At 46.2% G+C, this 24,064-nt stretch carries 19 protein-coding genes; 12 read left to right on the forward strand and 7 right to left on the reverse strand.

Features of this window, described 5'->3' with window-relative positions:
* The first annotated feature begins 425 nt into the window (after positions 1 to 425).
* The 5 genes from QUB39_RS07820 (at position 426) to QUB39_RS07840 (ending at position 9,075) form a co-directional block, all read left to right on the forward strand.
* A complete protein-coding gene (locus QUB39_RS07820) occupies positions 426 to 1,700 on the forward strand; it encodes an alpha/beta hydrolase (RefSeq protein WP_333208050.1) in 1,275 nt (424 codons plus the stop codon).
* Positions 1,701 to 1,866: 166 nt separating this feature from the next.
* Positions 1,867 to 2,040, forward strand: coding sequence for a hypothetical protein (locus QUB39_RS07825; protein ID WP_333208051.1), 174 nt, complete (start codon positions 1,867 to 1,869; stop codon positions 2,038 to 2,040).
* A gap of 663 nt (positions 2,041 to 2,703) precedes the next feature.
* Positions 2,704 to 4,878, forward strand: a complete 2,175-nt coding sequence (locus QUB39_RS07830; protein WP_333231102.1) for a glutamine synthetase III — start codon at positions 2,704 to 2,706, stop codon at positions 4,876 to 4,878.
* Between the two features lie 252 nt (positions 4,879 to 5,130).
* Entirely contained in the window at positions 5,131 to 6,201 is a 1,071-nt protein-coding gene (locus QUB39_RS07835) for a BMP family protein (RefSeq protein WP_333055551.1), read from the forward strand.
* 42 nt (positions 6,202 to 6,243) lie between these two features.
* Positions 6,244 to 9,075: a PAS domain S-box protein gene (locus QUB39_RS07840; protein ID WP_333055550.1), complete on the forward strand. Its 2,832-nt coding sequence runs from the start codon at positions 6,244 to 6,246 to the stop codon at positions 9,073 to 9,075.
* Between the two features lie 144 nt (positions 9,076 to 9,219).
* On the opposite strand, the gene QUB39_RS07845 is transcribed toward QUB39_RS07840, so the two are convergent.
* The 5 genes from QUB39_RS07845 to QUB39_RS07865 form a co-directional block, all read right to left on the reverse strand.
* Positions 9,220 to 10,629, reverse strand: coding sequence for a cation:proton antiporter (locus QUB39_RS07845; RefSeq protein WP_333208054.1), 1,410 nt, complete (start codon positions 10,627 to 10,629; stop codon positions 9,220 to 9,222).
* A gap of 105 nt (positions 10,630 to 10,734) precedes the next feature.
* A complete protein-coding gene (gene hisA / locus QUB39_RS07850) occupies positions 10,735 to 11,508 on the reverse strand; it encodes a 1-(5-phosphoribosyl)-5-[(5-phosphoribosylamino)methylideneamino]imidazole-4-carboxamide isomerase (protein WP_333055548.1) in 774 nt (257 codons plus the stop codon).
* 131 nt (positions 11,509 to 11,639) lie between these two features.
* On the reverse strand, positions 11,640 to 12,317 hold the full coding sequence (locus tag QUB39_RS07855; RefSeq protein WP_333485043.1) for a TIGR02117 family protein: 678 nt from the start codon (positions 12,315 to 12,317) through the stop codon (positions 11,640 to 11,642).
* Between the two features lie 14 nt (positions 12,318 to 12,331).
* Entirely contained in the window at positions 12,332 to 13,534 is a 1,203-nt protein-coding gene (locus QUB39_RS07860) for a glycoside hydrolase family 10 protein (protein ID WP_333055546.1), read from the reverse strand.
* A 310-nt stretch (positions 13,535 to 13,844) separates the two neighbouring features.
* Positions 13,845 to 15,290, reverse strand: coding sequence for an amidohydrolase (locus tag QUB39_RS07865; RefSeq protein WP_333055545.1), 1,446 nt, complete (start codon positions 15,288 to 15,290; stop codon positions 13,845 to 13,847).
* A gap of 213 nt (positions 15,291 to 15,503) precedes the next feature.
* On the opposite strand from QUB39_RS07865, the gene QUB39_RS07870 reads away from it, so the two are divergent.
* From QUB39_RS07870 to QUB39_RS07885, 4 genes are all read left to right on the forward strand, one after another.
* Positions 15,504 to 16,274 (forward strand): cysteine hydrolase family protein, encoded by a 771-nt coding sequence (locus tag QUB39_RS07870; RefSeq protein WP_333055544.1) that lies wholly within the window; start codon positions 15,504 to 15,506, stop codon positions 16,272 to 16,274.
* A 160-nt stretch (positions 16,275 to 16,434) separates the two neighbouring features.
* On the forward strand, positions 16,435 to 16,887 hold the full coding sequence (locus QUB39_RS07875; RefSeq protein WP_333055543.1) for a cupin domain-containing protein: 453 nt from the start codon (positions 16,435 to 16,437) through the stop codon (positions 16,885 to 16,887).
* Between the two features lie 360 nt (positions 16,888 to 17,247).
* Positions 17,248 to 18,873, forward strand: coding sequence for a CocE/NonD family hydrolase (locus QUB39_RS07880; RefSeq protein ID WP_333208057.1), 1,626 nt, complete (start codon positions 17,248 to 17,250; stop codon positions 18,871 to 18,873).
* 19 nt (positions 18,874 to 18,892) lie between these two features.
* Positions 18,893 to 19,240: a DUF952 domain-containing protein gene (locus QUB39_RS07885; RefSeq protein ID WP_333055541.1), complete on the forward strand. Its 348-nt coding sequence runs from the start codon at positions 18,893 to 18,895 to the stop codon at positions 19,238 to 19,240.
* Between the two features lie 127 nt (positions 19,241 to 19,367).
* Here QUB39_RS07885 and QUB39_RS07890 read toward each other — a convergent pair whose 3' ends face one another.
* Entirely contained in the window at positions 19,368 to 20,618 is a 1,251-nt protein-coding gene (locus QUB39_RS07890) for a CCA tRNA nucleotidyltransferase (RefSeq protein ID WP_333208058.1), read from the reverse strand.
* A 108-nt stretch (positions 20,619 to 20,726) separates the two neighbouring features.
* Here QUB39_RS07890 and QUB39_RS07895 point away from each other — a divergent pair, with 108 nt between their 5' ends.
* The 3 genes from QUB39_RS07895 (at position 20,727) to tsaB (ending at position 23,674) form a co-directional block, all read left to right on the forward strand.
* A complete protein-coding gene (locus QUB39_RS07895; protein WP_333055539.1) occupies positions 20,727 to 20,975 on the forward strand; it encodes a Ycf34 family protein in 249 nt (82 codons plus the stop codon).
* A gap of 225 nt (positions 20,976 to 21,200) precedes the next feature.
* On the forward strand, positions 21,201 to 22,913 hold the full coding sequence (locus QUB39_RS07900) for a serine/threonine-protein kinase (protein ID WP_333208060.1): 1,713 nt from the start codon (positions 21,201 to 21,203) through the stop codon (positions 22,911 to 22,913).
* Positions 22,914 to 22,915: 2 nt separating this feature from the next.
* Positions 22,916 to 23,674: a tRNA (adenosine(37)-N6)-threonylcarbamoyltransferase complex dimerization subunit type 1 TsaB gene (gene tsaB, locus QUB39_RS07905; RefSeq protein WP_333208061.1), complete on the forward strand. Its 759-nt coding sequence runs from the start codon at positions 22,916 to 22,918 to the stop codon at positions 23,672 to 23,674.
* Positions 23,675 to 23,703: 29 nt separating this feature from the next.
* Here the strand turns inward: tsaB and QUB39_RS07910 are convergent, their stop codons facing one another.
* Entirely contained in the window at positions 23,704 to 24,033 is a 330-nt protein-coding gene (locus QUB39_RS07910) for a hypothetical protein (protein WP_333055536.1), read from the reverse strand.
* Positions 24,034 to 24,064: the final 31 nt, after the last annotated feature.

Raw genomic sequence — 24,064 nt, forward strand, 5'->3', positions numbered from 1 at the left:
TATCTGCTAATAATTGACAATCTCAAAAACCCGCCCGGCCGGGATATTATGGTCAATCGATCGGACATGATATAACAGCCCATAAAGCTAGTTTAGCGGGACAACCTCAGCTTAACATTCCCAGAAACAGCGAACAACCCCAAAGAAGAAAATAGAACGATGCAAAGCATTTTCGCTCGCCGCAGGATGTCGGAGTCAATGAAGCTGCTGGTTTGGTAATGCCAGAGGCGATCGACTTATATCATGTCCGATCAATTAACTCTAATATCCCGGTCGGGGCGGGTTTTTGAGATGGTCAATTATTGGCCGGTATTGTTGGTGAACCCGCCCCTACAAAAATCGCGGTCGCTCGACCGGACATGATATTACCAATAAAAACCGCCAGATTAATTTAAACTGATTAAAAGTTAGGCTGCAAAAATCCGATGATCCACAAGAATAACCGCAAAAAGTTACCCTTATTAGCAGCATTCTTAGTCACGCCATTTATTTCTTGGTTCCTGAGTACGATCGCCCTATTTCTCAGTCTCTGGATCATCGTACCAGCACCCACGATGTTCCTGTACCCTTTGGCGGTGGGAGCACCAGAAATCAGTCCTTGGTTGGTTGGTATCAATACGATCGCCCTTCTGCTGAACCTGCTCAGACGGCATCAAGGCAAAGTCTACATTATTTTACTCATTTGTAACCTGTTCGCCCTCATCCTGGGCCTGCTTCCCCTGATGCAGTTCCCAGCAGCCAATACAGCGATAGCTACCCAAATGCAAGCAGTTTTAGGGGAAAACTATTTAGCAGCCCTTCCTCAAGCCCATCGCGCGCAGCTACGCCCTCAACCGTTTATCCTCGCAGATGCCTTCCGAGGAATTCCCATCAGAGAGGTTAGGATCGATCGGGCTATTGGATTTGCCAAACCTGACGGAGTTTCACTACAATTAAACCTTTACCGGCCGATGCAAATTGGCAAATATCCGGCGATTATCACACTCTACGGGGGAGCTTGGCAAAGAGGCAATCCCGATTCCAATGAGGAATTCAGCCGTTATATGGCCGCCCAAGGCTATTGTGTGGTTGCAATTGCTTACCGCCACGCTCCCAAGTATCGATTTCCTGCTCAGCTTGAGGACGTACAAGCCGCTCTTTCCTATATCAAAACTCATGCTGCTGATTGGGACATCGATCTCGATCGCATTGCTCTGATGGGAAGGTCTGCAGGTGCCCATTTAGCAATGCTAACTGCTTATAATTCTAGTGTGCTTCCAGTTCGAGCCGTGGTCAACTATTACGGGCCAAATGACCTGATCCGGGGATACAATGACCCACCTTTTCCTGATGCCATAAATGTTCGAGCCGTCTTGCGTGCCTTTCTGGGAGGAACGCCAGACGAACTCAACGAGCTTTACCGTCGGGCTTCTCCCATCAATTATATTAAACCGAATCTTCCCCCTTCTCTACTGGTTTATGCAGGTCGCGACCATATCGTTCAGCCCAAGTTTGGTCGATCGCTCTACCAACGATTGCGAGCCACGGGCGATTCCCTACGGGATAGCTTCGCTTCACCGGCTATTTTGCTCGAAATTCCTTGGGCTGAACACGCTTTTGATGCAGTTTTTAATGGCCCGAGCAATCAATTAGCTTTGTACTACACAGAACGCTTTTTGGCTCATACTCTGAAGTCTTCTGATTACCAACGAGTTAAATAAAAACTATCAACTTACTCATTTATGCTCAATAAACTGCGGCTATAACAGTTTAATAAGTTCCCAAATCTCGTAAAGATTTCTACGGCAAATTGTCGCACCAACTTTTAGAAGAGTTGCCAGACTTTATTTATCATATAGCAGTTCTTAAGAAAGTGAGGTATGCCCTATGCCCTATGCCCTATGCCCTATGCCCTATGCCCTATGTCCTATGCCCTATGCCCTATGCCCTATGCCCTATGCGAGTACGATCGCCCTTAGTTTGAGCGCCCCGCGTCCTGTTAAACTGAAATCCTGCGGTTGTGTGCGCTTGGTGCGATCGACCTTTCTGAAAAAAACCTAAAATTCTGTAGCCTACAATACATTTATTTGGTTAATGATTGTTTAAACTCTCCAAGTGTAGATTGTGTACTCTCCATAATTCTCCAAAACTCCTAAACGAGTGCGTTGTTTGCTGGACTGCGATTTATCGATCGTCGAACCGTTAAAAACCATAAGTAGTTTTGACCTGAATTCATCGGAATTGATTCGCACAAAATTTTTGAGCTGACCAGGGTAAAGATTAATTACTAAATTTGTGCAGTGCAGACATCTATAATGTTGACTCAAGTTTGTACAGGCTCTTGCCATCTATCTTCTTGCTAATAACCGAAATCCAACCGCATCTCACACTGGATTCTCACGCCCGGTGGACGGCGAAGTGATTGCGCCTCGCTCATCCAATCTTGTAGAGCCTGCCAAAAAAGGCATTCTCGCAAAAGTTAGCTTTGACAAAAAATGTTGGGTAAATCTCATATGTTGCACCATTCTCAATTAGCCTTTTATGAACAGGCTGGACGGCCTGTGAAGCGAGAAAATTGATCTCTTGTGGAACGGGCATCTTGCCCGTTATTGAGAATGGTGCAAAATCTTAGGTAAATCCAACAACATATTCGTCAATCGTTAGACTTTTGCTAACATCTATTTTTTCTCAACTACTCGTCCCGCAATACCAATAAAAATAACCATGAGTGGAAACGAATCGCGCGTTCAAGCAATTTCTCAAATCGTCAACCGCAAACTGATGCCTAGTCGGCCTCCCAAGCGGCTAGAAGATATGTGGGCAACAGACGTTTTTACTCTGAGCAAGATGCAAGAAAGTCTGCCCAAAAGCATTTTCAAATCAGTAAAAAACACCGTTCAAACCGGCCAAAAACTCGATGCTTCCGTAGCTGATGTAGTTGCAGTAGCAATGAAAGATTGGGCTATTTCCAAAGGCGCCCTCTACTACGCCCACGTATTCTACCCGCTAACCAACGGCACCGCCGAAAAGCACGACGGTTTCATCTCAGTGCAAGGCGACGGTTCCGTCATCTCAGAATTTGCAGGCAAAGTTCTCGTACAAGGCGAACCCGATGGCTCCTCATTCCCCAACGGCGGCATCCGTTCCACCGCCGCCGCTCGCGGATATACAGCCTGGGATGTCACCAGCCCTGCTTATGTCATGGAAACAGACAACGGCATGACATTGTGCATTCCTACTGTTTTCATCTCCTGGACAGGTGAAGCCTTAGACAAGAAAACGCCGCTTTTGCGTTCCATTGCCGCCATGAACAAAGCAGCAACTCGAGTGTTAAAGCTATTAGGCAATACCGAAGTTGCTCCGGTAAATTCCAGTTGCGGTTCCGAACAAGAATACTTCCTGGTAGATGCCAATTTCACCAACAACCGCCCCGATTTACTGCTAGCAGGTCGCACCCTGTTTGGCAAACCTCCTGCCAAAGGTCAGCAATTTGACGACCACTATTTTGGAGCGATTCCAGAGCGCGTTCAAGTCTTCATGCAGGAAGTAGAAGAAAGAATGTACCGGCTGGGAATTCCTGCCAAAACCCGCCACAACGAAGTAGCTCCCGGTCAGTTTGAAATTGCACCAGTTTTTGAAGCTGCAAACGTCGCCAGCGACCACCAACAATTAACCATGACAATTCTCCGCAACACTGCGAAGAAACACGGTTTTATGTGTTTGCTGCACGAGAAGCCTTTCGCCGGCATTAACGGTTCCGGCAAACACGTCAACTGGTCGGTAGGGAATGCCACCCAAGGCAACTTATTAGACCCAGGCGATACACCGCACTCGAACATACAATTTTTAGTGTTCTGCGGCGCTGTGATTCGCGGAGTTCACAAATACGGGCCGCTATTGCGCGCGGTAGTTGCTACTGCCAGCAACGACCACCGATTGGGTGCAAATGAGGCTCCACCAGCAATTATCTCTGTCTATTTGGGTTCGCAATTAGAAGATATCTTCGGGCAAATTAGCCGGGGAGAAGTTAAGGACTCTAAAGGTCGGGGAATTATGAACTTAGGTGTAGAAACATTGCCTACTTTCATGAAGGATGCTGGAGACAGAAACCGGACTTCGCCCTTTGCTTTTACTGGAAACCGGTTTGAATTCCGGGCAGTAGGTTCCGGTCAGTCTGTTTCCGGGCCACTGGTGGCGATGAATACAATTCTTGCAGATTCTTTGGACTGGATTGCTAACAAATTAGAAAGCGATTTGGCTAAGGGAACTGAACTGAATGCTGCCATCCAAACCATTCTCAAAGAAGTGATGGACGAGCACGGTGCGGTTGTATTTGGTGGCGACGGCTATTCCGAAGAATGGCACAAAATGGCCGTTGAGGAACGGGGTTTAGCTAACTTGCGGACTACGGCAGATGCTTTACCCGTGTTGAAGGAAGGATACATTGAAGACTTGTTTGAAAAGACAGGTGTTCTGACTCCCGTTGAATTGGAAAGCCGTTACGATGTTTATGCTGAGCAGTATTTGCTGGCAATTGAAGTCGAAGCAAAACTGGTAATCAGCATCGCAAAAACCATTGTTTACCCCGCAGCTTTGAGGTATTTAGCTGAACTTTCCGGCACGATTTCTAAATTGAAAGAGATTGGAATTGAAATGGAAAAGGAAAGTGCCGAAAAAGTAGCGGTGCTAGTTAAGTCCATGATGGATACTACGAGCAAATTGAGCGCGGCTTTGAGCAAGCACGATTTTGCTTCGACAGAAGACCATATGCAATATGCTTCGCAAACAATTCGTCCTTTGATGGATGAGGTTCGCCAGTATGCGGATGCCCTGGAAGGTGAAGTGGCTGATGATTTGTGGCCTCTGCCTACTTATCAAGAAATGCTGTTTGTTAAGTAAGAGCAAACAAATTCGGTTAATTGCAGGTTAGAGTTGTAAGGACACGGCAGTGCCGTGTCCTTACTTGTTTTTGAGCTTAAATGAGTGTTAAACTGTTGCAGCATTTAAATTGTATGTCAAAAAAAAATAAAGTCTTGTGGGGAGTAGGGGCCCTAGCGTCCTGCCCGCCCTGAATATACAATTTAAAGGCGGGACAGCTTACGCTGAATCTGTCAGAGTCATTAAATCCCAGCTACAGTAAGAGTTTTGAAGATGGTTGAGATAGCCTTCAACAAATTTATCGGCGTAGAAAAAGTAACCTTGCTGCGAAAAGCTATTATGCTGATTCAATCTCTCTTGAAACACATGACTCTGGCGGCTCTAGCTCTGGTTTTTGCGATCAGTTGCAGTCGATCGACTCCGAACCTAGACTCTGCCCCTGAAGCCAGCACCTCTAGCAGCTTTAGAGTGGCCATGCTCACCACAGGCGCCAAAGACAACCAAAGTTGGGATCAAGCTTGCTTTGAAGGATTGAATCTAATCAAAAATAAATTTAATGCTGAGGTAGACATTACTGACAGTATTGACGGTGAAAATAGTGAACCTATCATTCGCAAATATGCCCAGTCCGGCTATGACCTGATAATTGCCGCCAGTGGTGCCTATTCCACAACTGCCGAAAAGCTCGCTAAAGAATTTCCACGCACGAAATTTGCCCTGATTACAACGCATCCAGGGAATAACAGAAATTTAGGGGCTGTTGCTTTTCGATCGGGTGAGGTGGGATACCTCACAGGCGCTTTGGCTGCGATGAAGACCAAAAGCAATAAAGTTGGCTATATTGTGGGTGAACCTTATCCCGTTTACCAAGAAGAAGAAGCATTGTTTAGGCGGGGAGTGAAAGCCACGAATCCCTCTGTTCAAGCCTCGACTGCTTTTCTCGATTCTTGGGTTGATACGGAAAAAGCCACCAAAATTGCCACGGATATGGTTGCCTCTGGAGTAGATGTTTTGACTTTCAACGCGGGTGAGGCAGGGTTAGCCGCCCTAATAGCCGTTTCGCAAAAGCCAGGAGTCTTTGTGATTGGTAGGACAAAGGATCAGTATGAAGTGGCTCCCGGCAAAGTCCTCACTAGCGTTCTGCAGGACATTCCCAATCTGGTGCTAAATGTGGCAGTGTTAACCCAGCAAGGTCGCTGGGAAGGAAAACTTTACAAGTTTGGGCTCAAGGAAAAGATCTACGACTTTGCCCCTTTCCGTGGTAGTCTCACGTCTCAGGAAGAGGACACTTTCAAGACCATCCGAGAAGCTGTGACGACTGGCCAAATTGATGTGTCTCCTTAGTGCGCGCATTAATTGATTTACCAATATTGATCCTTAAGTCCGATGCAAAATCAACGCAACGATCGCGCTCTGCCGATTGCCAAAAGCTCCCCTTCACATCTCTGGCAACGCTTCTTTTCTATTGCACATCAGCTCCGCTATGGTTTGATATTTTTGGTTCTCCTGAGCTTACTGCCCACAGGTGGCTTGCTGATCTACCTCAGCTTTCAGGCCCAGATCCAGCAATCGCGATCGCTCCAACAAGCGCGTAGCCAGACAGCAGGAGGGCAGATTGATAATTATCTAGATGACTTGAAACGAAAACTGAGCTATTTAGCTAGGGTCAAAGGACTCACCAACTTTCAATCTCAAGTGCAGCAGAGCCTGTTGGAAGGGTTGATTCGTCATAATGATGCTTATGAAGCCGTTGCCATTTTGAATAGGAAGGGACAATTTGTTGCGTCAGTTTCACCCTATAAACCGCTTCAATTAGAAAATCCAGCCAATTCGCCACTGTTTATTCGTGCCTTCAAACAGCAGGAAGATTATGTCAGTCCTGTAGAAATTAATCCTCAAACCAACCAACTAACAACAATTATGGCGGTTCCGATTCGGAATGATCGAGATGAGGTGGATGGGGTGCTATTAGCAGAGATAAATCTCAACTTTCTCTGGTTTATTGTTTCCCAAACGGAGGTTGGCAAGACGGGTTATGTCTATGTAGTTGATGAGCGTAATTTTCTCATTGCTCAAAAGGGTAGTAAGCCAGAAACGTTTCAGCTTCAAGATATTTCTAAGCGTCCCTTTTTTCAATTTTTGAAAGCATCGGAAGATACTAAGCACCTTAATGTTTATCTGGGTCTAAAGCAGGTAGAAGTATTGGGAGCCAGTACCTTAGTTCGGAGCGTGAATTGGACGGTGGTTGTAGAACTGCCAACGGCTGAGGCCTATGCTCCCGTTTACCAAATGCTCTCAATTATGGGAGGCTCATTGACGCTGGTGACGATCGTCGCTGTTGGCATTGGGTATCTATTTATTCGGCAAATTGTGGTGCCGCTACAGCGCTTAACCACGGCAGCTACTGAACTCAGTGCGGGGGAATTAGAGACGCGGGTCAACATCGACAGCCAAAACGAATTGGGGACATTGGCGATCGCCTTTAACAATATGGCAACTCAGTTAGAGGAACTGATTACAGCAGTTGAAGTGGAACGCAATTTTGTTTCAGCCATTCTTGAAATTGCAGGTGCCCTGGTAGTTGTGCTCGACCCGCAGGGACAAATCGTTCGCTTTAACCGAGCTTGCGAACAAATGACTCATTACTCGTTTAGTGAAGTGAAGGGGCGCTACTTTTGGGACTTGTTCCCGAACTCAGACTTAGCTAGACAAGCCAAAACTACTTTTGAGTCTTTAAAAGCTGGTAATTTTCCGCTGCAGTATGAAGGCAGTTGGGTGAGTAAAGATCAACAACTTAGACTTATTGCCTGGTCAGATACTGCTTTAGTCGATGATCGAGGTGAAATTGAGTACATCATCAAAACAGGGATTGACATTACTCAACGGAAACAGGCAGAAGAAGAACTCAAAGCGTCGGAGCAGCGGCTATCTTTTTTATTCTGCCAAACTTCACTGGCAGTTGTGGAATGGGATTTAAACTTAAAAATCACTGCCTGGAATCCAGCGGCCGAGAAGATTTTTGGTTACACGGCGAAAGAGGCGATCGGACACCATCCCCCAGAATTAATTGTGCCTGCGCCGACCAGAAAGACTGTCGATCGAGTTATGAACGAGCTGTTGATTGAGACCGGAGGACGCTACAGCGTCAACGAAAATCTTACGAAAGACGGCAAAACCATTATTTGCGAATGGTTCAATACGCCTTTAGTAGGGGATGGTGGAGAGATTCTTGGAGTTGCATCCTTGGCACTGGATGTTACTGAGCGCAAGCAAGCCGAAGCTGCGTTAAGGCAAGCAAAAGAGGAAGCTGAGGTTGCACTCAAAACCTTACAGCAAACTCAGGCACAGCTTATTCAGGCAGAGAAAATGTCTGGTTTGGGGCAACTTGTTGCTGGTGTTGCTCACGAAATTAATAATCCAGTCAACTTTATCTATGGCAACCTGAGCCATACTGCGGACTATACGCAAAATTTACTAAAGTTGATTCAGCTTTACCAGCAAACCTATCCAACTAATACCGAAATTCAGGAAAAAATTGAAGAGTTCGAGCTGGACTTCATTAGTGAAGATTTACCCAAAATCCTGACTTCAATGAAGGTAGGAGCCGATCGCATTCGTGAAATTGTCCTGTCGCTACGAAACTTCTCGCGGCTGGATGAGGCAGAAATGAAGCCAGTTGATATCCACGAGGGAATTGACAGCACATTGATGATTTTGCAAAATCGACTGAAGGCGAAACCGGATCATCCTGCTATTGAAATTGTTAAAGATTACGGCGACTTACCTCTGGTAGAGTGCTATGCCGGACAGTTGAACCAGGTCTTTATGAATCTTCTGGCAAATGCGATCGATGCTTTAGAAAACTACGACAATCAGCGTTCTCGAAAAGACATCCAAACAAATCCCAGTCGCATCACTATTCGGACGAAGCTAGTCACAAAGGAAACTGGGCCCAATTGTTCTAAAAACGTGGTGATTCAAGTTCAAGACAATGGGCCAGGGATGACGGAAACTGTTAGACAACAGGTGTTCAATCCCTTTTTTACCACCCAACCAATTGGTAAAGGAACTGGATTAGGACTATCCATCAGCTATCAAATTGTAGTTGATAAGCATGGTGGCTTACTCCAGTGTTTCTCTCAACCCCATCAAGGAGCAGAGTTCCGCATTGAAATTCCTGTGTTACAAAGCGGTGCTGTAGCATTCGTGGGTAAATAACTGCGATCGCATTCTCTGAAGTGGTTGTCACCCCGTTTGAACCAGGAGGCGAATGAGTAGCAAGGGAGACGATCGCCGCCAAGTGATTCAATACCAGCAGATCGCCCCCAACCACCTCAAAACCGACTTAATATCACCCGGTAATCAAACGATTTTCTCGCTAGAAAGTTCGCCACTAGCAGGAGGCTCTACTGTATCGCCAAAGGCAACCCGCAGAAAAGGCGGCGCTAAAAATGTCGTCAGAATCACCATGATAATAATCGAGACTTCTAACGGTTTATCCAAAATCCCACTCGCGGAACCGATGCCAGCAAAAACTAACCCGACTTCGCCCCGAGGAATCATCCCCACTCCGATCGCCAATCGATTGATTCCCGGCAGACCAAACACCACCCAACCAGTAATCAGCTTGCCCAAAATCGCAACCACAATCAAAAATACGGCAATCAAAAGGCCAGCCCGATTATCCGGCACTGTTGGGTTCAAAACCCCCAAATCCGCGCGAGCTCCCACGGTTACAAAAAAGATGGGAACCAGCAAATCCGCGATCGGCTTCACCAGTTCATCCAACTCGTTGCGGGCATCGCTTTCATCCAACACCAAACCAGCCGCAAACGCACCCAAAATCGCTTCGAGATGAATTGCGTTGCCCAGAAAAGCCATGAAGAAAGCAAAGACAAATGCCGGGATGACTATATTGCCGCGAGTTTTGAGTTTCTCCACCACCGCAGTGAAGCTTTTGTTGAAGATGCCGCCCAACAGAATAGAACCCAACAGAAACGCAGTTGCACTGACAATCAAATAGATGACATTAACAACATCAATTTCACCGGTTTTGGCTAAACTGGCGACAACAGCCAGGACAATAATTCCTAGCACATCATCAATCACCGCTGCACCAACAATGATTTGACCTTCTTTAGATTTGAGTTGTCCTAATTCCGACAAAACTTTGGAGGTAATTCCGATGCTGGTTGCCGTCAAAGCAGCCCCCGCAAAAATCGCCGGAATCGCCGCCGTGTGGAAAATTATCATCAAGCCCGCAGTACCAGCGGCAAAGGGAACTGCCACGCCGGCACAGGCGACAACGACGGCTTGAACCCCCACTTCTTTGAGTTGTCTGATATCCGACTCTAAGCCAATTTCAAACAGCAGAATAATCACGCCTATTTCAGCCAGCACTGAAATGACTTCACTCTGCGATTCAAACACACTGGTGAGGGCGGCAGGAGACAGATGATTAATCGATTGCACAACTGTCATAATCCCTGAGTCTGAGGCTGACAGCCCTGCTTCGGGAAAAATGACCAGGTGTAAAGCAGATACGCCAACAATTACCCCTGCTACAAGTTCACCCAAAACCGGTGGCAAATCGAACTTTTTAGCCGCTTCCGCGCCTAATTTACTGGCGAGATAAATCACTACCAAACTGAGCAAAACTCCGCTCAGAACGATCGGCGAATTTTCGGCTTCGACTGTTGCTAACAAAGGTATGGGAGCAACTAGGGATGCCATACCAGAACTTAAAGCTGTAATTGTATGGTTCAAAAACATGGTTACGATGATGGTAAGAAATACGATTCTACGCTGACTGTTGACTGTGAGTCGGAAAATTGATAACTGTTACATATTGGGTAGCCAGTTAACTCGACATGATTATCAAGCAAAGCTTGAAGAACCCAAATCTGGGGGTACATCCTGCCACCGCCCTTGTCCGACTGCTTGAATTGCTTCTTTTAGCAAGATATCGCCGGTATAAATTGCCCTACCGACGATCGCACTTTTGACACCAATTGGTTCCAAAGCCAGCAAACTCAATAAATCGGCGATCGAACTAACGCCACCGGAAGCAATCACCGGAATCGAAATAGCGTTAGCAATTTCGCGTAAAGAGTCCAAATTCGGCCCTTCCATAGTACCGTCACGGTGAATGTCGGTGTAAATAATTTCAGCCGCCCCTAACTCGGCCATTTTTTGCGCCAATTCTGTCGCTAAAACTTCCGAAGTTTCTAGCCAGCCTCTAGTAGCAACTTTACCATTTCTGGCGTCGATGCCAACCAGAATTCGATCGGGAAATTCGGCGGACAATTCGCCGACTAATTGGGGTTGTTCGACGGCGACAGTGCCGAGAATGACGCGGCGGACGCCTAAATTGAGGATACCAGCAACCGAGGCGCGATCGCGCATTCCGCCACCTACTTGACAAGGAACGTCTACTGATCGGACGATCGCTTCAATGGCTGCTTGGTTGACTGGATGACCGGCTTTGGCGCCGTCGAGGTCTACTAAATGCAGCATTGTCGCGCCTTCACTTACCCACTGTCTCGCGACTTCGACGGGGTTGTCGTTAAAAGTTTGAGACTTCGCGTAGTCTCCCTGATATAATCTGACGCATTTTCCATCCAATAAGTCGATCGCTGGAATTACATTCATGATTTTTGCTCAAATTGCTAATTATACCAGTTAAAAAACACAATGCAACTTTAACATCCCACCCATACATAATCATTCATTATAAACTTTATAAGCTAAAGTAAAACATTATTACCATTCGTTAATACCATTTATCTTTGACATTCGCAGCCGCTATTTAAATGAAACATAATCGCCGAAGAAAGCGTTGACCATAAAGGAGTATTGACATCGGCTTTTTCCAAAGCTTCTGCCGTCCAGTCATTGCAAGTTTTCCAAATAGAGTAACTGCCTTTTGCTTCATAAAAACTATCGCTGTTGTCGTAGCCGTAGCTAATTTTAATTTTATTACCGGCTGCGTCTAATTGGAATGAATTTTTAATAACTTTTACCAGTTTAAGATAACTTTTGCCGCTAATTTTCACACATTTGGTTTCTATACTTTGGGGGAAAACCCGATAAGTTTGAACGTGTAGGGTAGACGGAGTAGGGAGAAATAGAGCTTTGAAAGCTGTAACTGGGTTGATACTTGCTGATGTGGGAGTTTCCAACATAAAAGCTCGATCTCCCCAGCCAAAAGACAAATATTTATAATCAGAATTCGCCTCCCGCCCTATTTCTATTAGCGGTAAAAATTGATTCCAGTCAAAATATTTATTTTTAACTGGAACAATGATTTCGGTGTGAATGCCTTGGCTGGAAACGTATAGAGACATGGTGCAATCTGCTTGCGAGTAATTTCCCCACTTTGTGGGAGTGAGATAGCCAATTGTTAGGAAAGCGCTTAAAGATAAGATGACAATTCCTAAGCGCTGTATGCTTTTTCTCATTTTAACCGTGGGTTTCAAATTCTGGCTTCTGAGGGCGGGCGCTGCATCTTTGTGGGAAAGAATTCTTGCAAGGCAGAATTGCGCTGTTCCGGGGTTTCCTTCGCCCAATTCGACAAACTTTCGTAGAAAAAGAACGACACGCCAGCGAAATCTCTTTTTCGCACTTCTTGCACTTGTTCTTGAATTTGTTTGAGGGGAACAGAATTATTTTTAAGACCTGTTAAAATGCCGATCGCAGTTGGAATATTAAGTTTAGCCAGTTTAACTTCTTCCCGTTCCAGTTCGGCACTAAAACGCTTGATATCGCTGCGATAAACCTGCAACACAATTTCGTCGATGTAGCCGCGTCTTTCCCAGGTAAACCAGTCCTGCAAGTGGGCGGGTAAAGAAAAGTGAAAAGGGTTGGGAGATAAGCTGACAATACATTTTTCTTTGCGGGATTTGATGTCGCGGGAAACTCGTCCCACGAAGTCGTTGATTTTGTCAGCGCGCCAGCGCACCCAGAAGGTTTCGCGGGGGTCGTTGGAGGGAGGACTTTTGATTTGTTGCTGATACATTGACACGGTTAACGGCTCGTAGCCAAATTCTACGGGCAAGCCGAAATGGTCGTCAAATTGAATGCCATCTATATCATAATTATCGACAATTTCTAGAATTAAATCTGAGATGAATTGCTGGACTTCGGGATGAAAGGGATTCAGCCAAACTCGATCGTGTTTGCCTTCTTTCCAAATAGTTGAACCGTCGCGCCGCTGCGCCAGCCAGTCGGGGTGAAGTGTGGCTAATTCCGATTCGGCGGGAGCCATGAAACCAAACTCAAACCAGGGGATTACTGCTATACCTTTTTGGCGGGATTGTGCTATAATTTCTTTGAGGATGTCTCGGTCTTTCAATCCGGGCGAGGGGTCGATCGACTGTCCGAATACTCGTTGGGCTGCATCGCTGGGATAAAGCGTATAGCCTCCTTGCCACACCGTGGGATAGATGGTATTAAAATTGAGTTGATCCAGTCGATTTACAGCGTCAATGATGTTGTTGCGGGAGAAAATAACGTCGCTGTCAATGTTCGTCAGCCAGACGCCGCGCAATTCGGTTGTTGGGGCTTTGGGCGGGGTTTGAGCCAAAAGACGCGGAGATAAAATCGCGGAGGAGGTAAGGGCGATCGTAAAAACAACTATTAAAGCCAGTATCCGCTGCCATTTGTGCAGTTTAATCATCAATTTGTCGCAAATATGATTATTGTGAGAGTTCTATTTTACCTCACTCAAGAGCACCATTCTCAGCAACAGGCTTTCCGGCCTGTTCCACAAGAGTGAATTTTTTTCTTGTGGGCCGTTGCTCCTCGCCGGCCCTTAAAAAGCTTATTCAAAATGATGCAATATCTCAGTTTTACCTCACATCTTGCACCATTCTCAATAATCCTTTTATGAACAGGTAAGATGCCTGTTCCACAAGAAAATTTATCTTTTGTGGAACAGGCCGGAAAGCCTGTTGCTGACAATGGTGCAACATCTCAGTTTTACCCTACTAAGAATAACCTTGCAGTTTCATCACTTGCCGATAGTGCGCTTCAATCTCGCTCACCGTTTGCGATTGACGCTTGCTCGTCCACTCGCTGCGATCGAATAATTCCCGCCTCAAAGCATCAACATCGATCGTTTTCACCTTACCTTCGGCGACAATTTGCTTGCCGTTTACCCAAACGCTGTCTACCGCATTAGTCGGGCGCCCCAAAATTAGCAAGCCAATCGGGTCGGTGCGCGGCAGCAATGATAAACTGGTTAAATCATACAGCACAAAATCTGCTTTTTTACCCACTGTCAGCGAACCCATTTCATCGGCGAGATTCAAGCCTTTTGCTCCTCCCAGGGATGCCATTTCTACAGACTGGCGCGGTGTAATCCATTGGCGGTAATCCAAATCCGTGATATTGTGCAAAATTGAACCAATTTTAATCGCTTCCAGCAAATCTTGAGAGTCATTGCTAGCAGCGCCGTCGCAGCCAAAAGATACGTTGACTCCCGCTTGACGGTATTTCAAAATCGGTGCAATCCCGCTTCCTAGCCGCAAGTTACTGAGGGGATTGTGTACAACAGTCGCTCCCGTTTCTGCCATAATTGCAATGTCGGAATCGTCCAGCCAAACGCAGTGCGCTAAAGAAGTTCGGGGACTCAAATAACCAATTCTTTGCAGGTGTTCGACAGCGCTACAGCCGTATTTTTCGTAAGCTAACTGTTTTTGAGCGGGGGTTTCCAAGAGGTGGGCGTGCCGACAAAGATTGTAGCGATCGCTCAAATCGATGCAGCCTTCAAACAAAGCATCGGAACACAGTTGAATTCCCGTCGGCGCCAATAATATATTAACACCTTTTTCGGGATTGTGAAACTGTTTTATGGCTGTTTCCATTAATTCCAAAGTGGCCTTAGTCGATCGAATGTAAGCCGCGTGTTCGATACCGCTATCGCCCGCAGGCATTCCCGCCGTCAGGGATTCATCTTGAATTAACGGCCCGATAAAAGCGCGGATACCGATTTCTTGATAAGCGCGAACTGCGGCGGCGATCGTCTCTAATTCTTGCCCCGGAATCAAAACTAAATGATCGACTACGCTTGTACCGCCCGACAGCAAAGTTTCTACCGCAGTTCCCAAGGCGCTCAAATAAACTTGTTCGGGATCGAGAGGTGTAAAATCGTATAATTCGGCAATCCACAACTCTAGGGGCAAAGGCGGAATGATGCCTCGTTGCCACATTTCTGAAGAGTGAGTGTGCGCGTTGACAAAACCGGGCAGCAGCAGCTTATTTTTGCCGTTAATAACTGTTTGACCCCCCCTATCCCCCCCTTGGTAAGGGGGGGAATTAGAGGTGGAGTTATTGGGCGCGATCGCACTTATGCAATTATCCACCACTTGCACATCTGCGGTTTCATAACCGCTATCAACCGGAATTAAAGTATTTTGAATTGTCAAGCTCATAGATTTACCCTTTTTGTAAATTTACATTGATTTTTATTGTATGATTCCCTGGCGCTAACATTGGCGATCGCCCAACGAGAATAAAGTTAATAAATCCTAAACTTTCTCAAAAAGTTACCCCGGATACTTAATTATAACCAAGATTTAAGATATGACAAGTTAGTGACAATCAAATAGTTATAAGATTGAAATTGTTTTTGAGTCAAAATCAATATGAATCCTGATTCTCTCCGCACCTTGGGCGTACCGCCGAATGCTTGGAAAGTTGATGCCAAAATTGCCGATATCACCCGATCGCCGATCGCGCCTGCACCTGTTACCCTGGAAACAGAAACTAAAACCCTGCGTTTAGACTTAGCAAAAGCAGCGATGTTGGTGATAGATATGCAAAACGATTTCTGTCATCCCGACGGTTGGCTAGCACATATTGGCGTAGATGTAACGCCCGCCCGAACTCCAATTAATCCTTTAAAAAATTTGCTGCCAAAATTGCGATCGCACGCAGTACCAATTATTTGGATAAACTGGGGAAACCGCCCCGATTTGCTCAATATTAGTGCAGCTTCCCGTCACGTTTACAATCCCACAGGATCCGGCGTAGGTTTGGGAGATCCGCTGCCAAAAAACAACGCACCTGTACTGATGGCAGGGAGTTGGGCGGCGCAGGTTGTCGATGAATTAAAACCCAAACCGGAGGATATTTGTGTTGATAAATATCGGATGAGTGGCTTTTGGGATACTCCTTTAGATAGTATCTTGCGGAACCTCGGCAGAACTACACTTTTCTTTGGAGGAGTAAACGCCGATCAGTGCGTCATGGCTACCCTGCAAGATGCTAATTTCCTCGGTTACGACTGTATTTTAGTCAAAGATTGTACAGCTACGACATCTCCAGAGTATTGCTGGCAAGCTACTCTGTATAACGTTAAGCAATGTTTTGGTTTTTTGTCGGATTCTCAGGCTATGTTAGAAGCAATTAAATAGTAGTCAGCAATGATTCCTAGAATGAGTGTAGGGGCAATCCCCCGTGGTTGCCCCTCTTGATTAAGAAACTGAGTAGGCGGGTACGGGGCTGGGGGGGGCACGGGGCTGGGCGGGCACGGGGGCACCGCCCCTACGATAATTAACAATTAAGCACAAAAAAATGACAAACCAGTGCGTGATTCCTGTTATAAAGTCTCCGAAAGACTACCAAGCATTTCGCATCAGTCCGGGCGATACTAATAGATTAGCGATCGTCTTCGATCCGGTAATAGCTAATGTTTCATTAACAGTTTGCGTGGAGATTTTCGATGCGGGCGGCAAAACTCCTCCCAACCGCCATCAATTCGCAGTAGAAATGTTTTTTGTACTCAAAGGAACCGGGCAAGCAACCTGCGACGGCAAAACAGTTAGTATTCAACCGGGAGATAGTTTGTTAGTGCCTCCAACGGGGACTCACGTAATTGAGAATACGGGGAGTGAACGTTTGTACACTTTGTGCATTATGGTGCCGAATGAAGATTTTGTGGAACTAATTCGCAGCGGTACACCAGTCGAACTCGATGAGGAAGATATGAGAGTTCTTGGGCGATCGGATGTACTCGTATCCTGCTAGGTTTGTAGTATAGCAGTTTTTAATTGGATGAAATACAGGACACGGCATTGCCCAAAGCGTGTCAACTTAAGCTATCAGTCCGCCAGTCCTCCCGCGCACCCGCCATTCCGCCAGGGACTGAAGTCCCTGTCTAATAGCTAAAGTCCTCTAAAGAGGACTAATGAGTTGAAAAGTGTTTTTCTTAGTCCTCTTTAGAGGACTTTAGCTTTGAGGCAGGGGTTTCAACCCCTGCCGGAATATGGGTTGTACGTTAATTGGACACCAATGGGCAGTGCCGTGTCCCTACGAACAATTATCAGGTTTGTAGTAAGGATCTCAGTCCTTTATCAGAACTTTTTTATTTGATGTTTTGTAGGATTTATGCTGAAACTTCGTCCGAAAGAAACAGCGTCAATGCTAACTAAAGATGGGGTTCGTTTAGATGCTGACATCTACCGCCCCGATGCGGAGGGCGAATTTCCAGTATTATTAATGCGGCAACCTTACGGAAGGGCGATCGCCTCTACAGTAGTATATTCCCATCCCGCATGGTACGCCAAACACGGCTACATCGTTGTCATCCAAGACGTGCGGGGACGCGGCACTTCCGAAGGCAAATTTAACCCCTTTGTTAGCGAAACACAAGACGGTTTTGATAGCGTCAATTGGGCAGCTAATTTGCCGGGAAGTAACGGCAAAGTCGGAATGTACGGTTTTTCCTACCAAGGCATGACTCAACTCTACGCGGCGGCTGCTAAACCAAGCGCATTAATCACAATTTGTCCGGCAATGGTAGGCGGCAATTTATACGCAGATTGGGCCTATGAAGGCGGCGCATTTTGCCTGCAATCAAATCTCGGCTGGGCAATTCAGCTAGCGGCAGAAACCGCTCGCTTAAAAGCCGATATTTCTGCCTATCAAGCCTTTTATGCAGCTTCGAGAAATCTCCCGCTATACGATACCGTGCCCGCGCGTCCTGACATTATTAAAAATCTCGCACCCGACTCATATTATCATGATTGGTTGGATAATTATCGACCGAGCGAGTATTGGGAAAAGTTATCGCCAAACATCAAAGATTTAGACTTGCCAATGCTGCACGTTGGCGGTTGGTTTGATAATTATTTGCGAGGAACAATCCATATTTACAAGGAAATGGCGAGCCGGAGTTCCTGTCCGCAGCATTTGATAATTGGCCCTTGGGCGCATTTACCTTGGGGGCGAAAAGTGGGAGAGTTGGATTATGGTTTGGCAGCTTCAAATCCTGTGGATGAGTTGCAAATTCGCTGGTTCGATCAATTCCTCAAAGGAGTTGATACAGGAATATTAGACGAGTGGCAAATTTCACTATTTGAGATGGGGAGGAATGATTGGCGGAAATTTGATAAATGGCCTAATAATAATCATAAATCTTATTTTTTAGCAAGTACCGGACTTGCCGCGATGAGAGAAGATGCTGGTATTTTAACAGATAGTTGCGCGGATGTTTGCACTGATGATATATTCGTACATGACCCTTGGCGACCGGTGCCATCCTTGGGAGGTCACGCTGCATTTCCTGCCGGTGCGATCGAGCGATCGACTATTGACTGCCGCACCGATGTGTTAACATACACTTCGGCACCGCTAACAGCAGATTTGCACTTAGCTGGAGATATAATTGTCGAAGTATTTTGTACCGCAGATGCGCCGAGTTTTGATTTGTGTGCGATACTTTCTGAGGTCAAAGATAGCGGCAACGTCTACAATTTTACTCAAGGTTACGTCCGGGTAAATTCAGGTGAAACACCTGTAAGAATTGTACTGCAAGCAACTTGTATGCAAATTGCCAAAGGTAATGCGTTGCGTCTGAGTTTGAGTGCGGCTTGCTTTCCCGCTTACGACGTGAATCCGGGAACGGGCGCGCCGGACGGTGAAGCGCGGGCGATCGATGCTAAAATTATCACGCTGACAGTAAGTTGTGGCGGGAATTGTCCCTCTCAAATTTTGCTGCCAATTCTCCATTAAACCTAGAACTTATTCAATTATGAGCGTTATTTTTCACATCACCCGCAGCCAACAGTGGGAAGAAGCAAAACAAGTTCAATCCTATCGCGGCGATACGCTAGATACTGAAGGATTTATCCACTGTTCGACTCTGCCACAAGTTCTTAAATCTGCTAATAAATTTTTTGTGGGACAAACAGGATTGCTGCTGCTTTGGATTGACTCGGACAAAGTGCAAGCTGAACTTAAGTATGAATTGGCGGCGGGTGAGAATTACCCGCACATTTACGGGCCGCTGAATGTTGATGCTGTGTTGAAAGTTGTTGAGTTTGAACCGGGTGCAGATGGCAAGTTTGAATTGCCGGAAGAATTAAGGGATGTTGTTTAAGATTCTGATTTTTTAGCATTGTAAACTAACTTTTTAGGGCGGGCTAGAAGCCCACCCCACGGGAAAGTTGAATTTTGTGGAACGGGCATCTTGCCCGTTCTAATTTATGAAATATATCAATTTAAACTTACTGATTCACCAACTCTGCCGCCAATTTCAGTGCATCTTCGCGAGTCGCAATTCTCCCCTCCACTCGCGCTAATTGAATGTCCATCAACAATTGACCGATGCGCGGACTTCTGGGCAATTTCAAATATTCCATTAAATCATTGCCGCTAACTAATTGTGTGGCATGAGCAATAATATCATCAGCATCCAGATAGCGATTAATTAACAGTGAAATCTCCTCAACAGCAACTCCCGTCGCCACCGCCAAAACTGCTAAAACTGGAAATACTATTCCCACATCCCGAAACAAAAAATACTGTTCTCTCAAAGACATTTCCGCGATAGGTTTTGCTGGCAATTGTGGTAAGTATTTCAAAAGCCCGATCGCACTTTTAATCTCCGCATTGCTGTACTTCAACCGCAGCAACTGCGTTTCAGCAATTGTCGGATCAGAATCTGCCAAAATAGCCAACTTCGCAACCGCCAACAACGGCGTTTTAATCGTATCTCGAATCTGACGCCCGAATTCCTTCCCTAATTCCGGGTAAATTGCCGCTAATTGGTCAGCAGACGCATCAATTTTTGTCAAAATATCAAAACGGTCGATCGCACTTTCAAACCAAATCGAAAACAAACCATCTTCGCAACCGCGACAAATCCAAGGAACACCGTCAGGATTGCTCAACAAATAACCTAATTCCGTCCGCACCCGTTCCACGGCTACCCGACTCAACAGCGGCGCCAATTCCCGAATCGCCGATTGAGTTTCAGCTTCGATCGCAAAACCCAACTGCGCCGCTTGGCGGTAAGCTCTTAATAACCTTAGCGGATCGTCCTCCAAATTTGACCGCGAAATCATCCGCAGCACACCCAACCGCAAATCAGTTTGACCGTCCAAAGGATCGATGATTTCTCCTGTAAAAGGATTGCAGGCGATCGCATTTATCCGAAAATCCCGGCGCAGCAAATCCCCCTCCAGACTCCCCCCTTCCGCCTGCGCCAAATCCACCGTACCGCCCGCAAATACAACCCGCGCAATTTGCCGTTCCGCATCCAACAAGACAAATCCACCTTTCGTGCGATCGGCAATTTTTTGAGCAGTCTTCACGGCCCGTGTTAGCATAACGAAATCCAAATCAAAATAGTGCGATCGCCTCCCCAGCAGCGCATCCCGCACCGCACCGCCCACCAAATAAGCAGGCGGTGTCAGCAGTTCCAAATCAAACGGCCAAGAATCAGGAGATAATGAAGAGGGCAAATTAATCGGCATCGCAACAAAAATCTACTTTCCTTACAAACAATTAAACTCTTGCTACGCTAGATTAACAGAAAGCTCAAATTTCACCAATCTTTTTGAAATGCACAGAGGATATCAAGAATGTGTATTTGTATTAACTGCCACTATGTAGACCGCTGCTTCACCTACCACGCCGTAGAAGAACAGCACGAACAGCTTCACCTCACCGAAACACCCGATTTCGACCCCGTAGAACCCACCATCAACGTCAACATCCGCCCCCGCCAAGACGAAATTGAAATGGAATGGGATGTAGTTGGGTGTCAGAGTTTCAAGCAAGAGACCGGCAAATGGGCCTCATTGCGGCCAGGCGAACTCGTACCAACTTAAGGAAGAAGTCATTAGTCAGTAGTCATTAGTCAGTAGTCATTAGTCAGTAGTCAGTAGTCATTAGTTATTTGTTGGTTGTTGGTTGCTATTTGTTGTTTTTTATAGGTTTTTTGTGAGTGGTTGGCGATAACAACCAATAACCAATTCCCAATTCGCAATGCCCGATGCCCAATTCCCCATTTTCAATTACCAATCTAAAATCTAAAATCTAAAATCTAAAATCCAATGTGCTATTGCTTAAACCCAACTTGTCAGAATCCGCAAAACCCAGGGGATGCAGAATTGTGCAAAAGTTGTGGATCAAAATTGTTGTTGACTATTGACGCAGAAACACCCTCCGCATCTCGCTACCGAACCATAAAGCCGATCGGGCAAGGAGGCTTTGGCCGAACCTTTCTAGCAGTTGATGAAACCAAACCCCTGATTTTTTCGCAGTGCGTAATCAAGCAATTTTTGCAGCAAAATACCGCAGCCGAAAAAGCCGCTCAACTATTTCACCAAGAAGCAGCCCAGCTACAAACCTTGGGAAAACATCCCCAGATTCCCGAATTAATCGCGCATTTTGAACAAGACGGGAGACAGTATTTAGTACAAGAATTTATAGACGGCAAAAACCTAGCCAGAGAATTAGAACAAAAAGGAGCATTCACCGAAACTCAAATTCGGCAAATCCTCAACGATTTATTGCCAGTGCTCCACTTCGTCCACAAATCCAAAGTTATTCACCGCGATATCAAACCCGAAAATATCATTCGCCGCCGACTAACTCCAACTCCTTTACCCGCCTTAGAAAATTCCTATCAGCCCTCTCCTTTCCAAAAAGATATTGTTTTAGTAGACTTTGGTGCAGCTAAGAAAGTAACAGCAACCGGGTTGCCGCAAACAGGTACAATCATCGGCAGTGCCGCTTATACAGCCCCAGAACAATTGATGGGGAAAGCAGTTTTTGCCAGCGATATCTACAGTTTGGGCGTTACCTGCATTCACTTGCTGACTGAAATTCCTCCCTTCGACTTGTTCGACAGCACAGAGGATTCTTGGGCTTGGCGAAATTATTTGAAGACTGCTGTTAGCGATGATTTCGGCCGCATCCTCGACACAATGCTTCAAAGTGCCACCAATCGGCGCTACAGTTCAGCATCAGCAGTCATCCGGCACTTGAACCCCAAACCGGTGTATTTAGACGCACCGCCGGTGCTAGACGCGCCGGAAACGCCTGCAGAACGGGTGCTTACACCTGCGCCCGGTGTGTCGCTTTTCACTCGCCAACAGAAAGCCGAAATTCAGCAAGCTTTGCAAGAGGATCTCGCCCCCTACAATGTTACAATCCAAGTCAGTCAAGCCAAGCAACAGCTCACTATCGTCATCAACAGAACCGAAGACAACCCCGTTTACTATCCGCACTTATCTCAAATAATTGCCACCAGACTCACCGATTTGCAGTTAAATAAAGTCGCAGCCGTGAAGCTGTTGGGAAGAGTCAACAATTCTCGCCGCCCGGAGTGGAAGCAAATATTGCAAATCGATCCCAAGATTAAATTGAGAAACAAACTGTTGCGGCTGCAACACAATCAATTACTCAAGAAAATCGCCTCTGTTACTACCCAAGAATTTTGGCTGCCGAAGTTGAAAACTCAGGATTTTTGGATAGATGCGCTAATGTTTGCGTTAGTTTGGTTTATCTTTGGCTCTCAAATAGTCATTTTTAATTCGTGGTTTGCGCTAATAGTTTCTTCGGGTTTTATGACGGTGAAACATCAAGTTTCCCAAAACAAAGAATTTGCCAATAAAAATTTATTTGCAAGTTTAGTAGTGCTGTTTTTGATGACTGGAGGAATGGGTAATTCTAGGATTTTAAATACGGGAATATTTGGCATTCTTTTGGGTTGCTTAGTTGTGGCTCTGCCTCTGTTTTTTGTTAAGGAAAATTATCAGTAATCGTGAATAGCAATCCCCAAGACGGAACATCAGTTAAAAAATACGGCTTAGCCCTGCACACAGCTAGTCGGGAACTCGGTTTAGCCATCAGCAATTTTGCCGGGGATTCTCGCTGCAAAACTTGGAATTTGGATCGGGATTTAGCGACTCATTTGCATCAGTATTTAGTCGAGTTTATTGGGCCGCAAACTTGGGCGGATTTGGCTTTTATTGCAGTGGCGAAGGGGCCCGGAGGTTTCACGGGGACTCGGATGGGTATGGTGACGGCGCGGACTTTGGCTCAACAGTTGGATATTCCTGTTTTTGCGGTTTCAACTTTGGCCGCTGTGGCTTGGGCGGAACCCCCCCAACCCCCCCTTGCTAAGGGGGGGCTTTTGAGTGCAGAATCCCCCCTTGCTAAGGGGGGGCTTTTGAATACCGAACCCCCCCAACCCCCCCTTGCTAAGGGGGGGCTTTTGAGAGATGATATCGCGGTGCAAATGCCTGCACAGCGGGGACAATTGTTTGGCGCTGTTTATTCAATTAACAAAGATTCAGGTTTAACTGAGTTGTTTCCTGATACTGTGATGACGGCGGAATCCTGGCAGGAAAAGTTGGAAAGTTGGGAAAAATCTTATCAGTTGATTGAAGTTGGTAGCGAGTTGGGTTGGTCGGTTTCTAGCGTGTTGGAATTGGCTTATTTGGAGTGGCAAATGGGAAGTCGTCCTGATTGGTCGGATGCTTTGCCTTTTTACGGTCAACATCCGGTTAAGGGACACTGAATATTGGTAATTGGTAATTGGTAAATTGTTTATTTAAGGGCGATACAAACTTCGAGGCAAAAAGTTAATGTTAGCGGGTCTGGGTTTTCGGTTCGCAATCGATCGATCTCAGCTCGATCGCAGCCGCGAGATTCCATAAAATCGAGCATCCAGTTCGTTATTGTGGCGAGATCGATGTATTTTGCTCCGAGACAAACAGGGCAAATTTCTGGGCTAAGGGTACCGGTGCCGCCGCATTCGGGGCAATCCCAGTGGGTTGTTACGGGATCGGGGGTAGTTAGGATGTTGTTCATGCTGGGAAACAGTACGCGCCGCGTAGCGATCCCGCAGGGAATCGCACTACTCGTTAACTCTAGCAAAAATGCCGATCGCCCTGACTTCTTCCTGCCT

The organism is Microcoleus sp. AT8-B5 (assembly GCF_036705565.1).
In the GTDB taxonomy this organism is placed as follows: Bacteria; Cyanobacteriota; Cyanobacteriia; order Cyanobacteriales; family Microcoleaceae; genus Microcoleus.

Excerpts from the sequence above, each read along its gene's own strand:
- QUB39_RS07900 (WP_333208060.1), top strand. The coding sequence starts at position 21,201 with ATGTGCTATTGCTTAAACCCAACTTGTCAGAATCCGCAAAACCCAGGG.
- QUB39_RS07830 (WP_333231102.1), top strand. The coding sequence starts at position 2,704 with ATGAGTGGAAACGAATCGCGCGTTCAAGCAATTTCTCAAATCGTCAAC.
- QUB39_RS07865 (WP_333055545.1), bottom strand. The coding sequence starts at position 15,290 with ATGAGCTTGACAATTCAAAATACTTTAATTCCGGTTGATAGCGGTTAT.
- QUB39_RS07880 (WP_333208057.1), top strand. The coding sequence starts at position 17,248 with ATGCTGAAACTTCGTCCGAAAGAAACAGCGTCAATGCTAACTAAAGAT.
- hisA (WP_333055548.1), bottom strand. The coding sequence starts at position 11,508 with ATGAATGTAATTCCAGCGATCGACTTATTGGATGGAAAATGCGTCAGA.
- QUB39_RS07890 (WP_333208058.1), bottom strand. The coding sequence starts at position 20,618 with ATGCCGATTAATTTGCCCTCTTCATTATCTCCTGATTCTTGGCCGTTT.
- QUB39_RS07820 (WP_333208050.1), top strand. The coding sequence starts at position 426 with ATGATCCACAAGAATAACCGCAAAAAGTTACCCTTATTAGCAGCATTC.
- QUB39_RS07875 (WP_333055543.1), top strand. The coding sequence starts at position 16,435 with ATGACAAACCAGTGCGTGATTCCTGTTATAAAGTCTCCGAAAGACTAC.
- QUB39_RS07860 (WP_333055546.1), bottom strand. The coding sequence starts at position 13,534 with ATGATTAAACTGCACAAATGGCAGCGGATACTGGCTTTAATAGTTGTT.
- QUB39_RS07895 (WP_333055539.1), top strand. The coding sequence starts at position 20,727 with ATGTGTATTTGTATTAACTGCCACTATGTAGACCGCTGCTTCACCTAC.
- QUB39_RS07855 (WP_333485043.1), bottom strand. The coding sequence starts at position 12,317 with ATGAGAAAAAGCATACAGCGCTTAGGAATTGTCATCTTATCTTTAAGC.
- QUB39_RS07825 (WP_333208051.1), top strand. The coding sequence starts at position 1,867 with ATGCCCTATGCCCTATGCCCTATGCCCTATGCCCTATGTCCTATGCCC.
- QUB39_RS07885 (WP_333055541.1), top strand. The coding sequence starts at position 18,893 with ATGAGCGTTATTTTTCACATCACCCGCAGCCAACAGTGGGAAGAAGCA.
- QUB39_RS07840 (WP_333055550.1), top strand. The coding sequence starts at position 6,244 with ATGCAAAATCAACGCAACGATCGCGCTCTGCCGATTGCCAAAAGCTCC.
- QUB39_RS07870 (WP_333055544.1), top strand. The coding sequence starts at position 15,504 with ATGAATCCTGATTCTCTCCGCACCTTGGGCGTACCGCCGAATGCTTGG.
- QUB39_RS07845 (WP_333208054.1), bottom strand. The coding sequence starts at position 10,629 with ATGTTTTTGAACCATACAATTACAGCTTTAAGTTCTGGTATGGCATCC.
- QUB39_RS07835 (WP_333055551.1), top strand. The coding sequence starts at position 5,131 with ATGGTTGAGATAGCCTTCAACAAATTTATCGGCGTAGAAAAAGTAACC.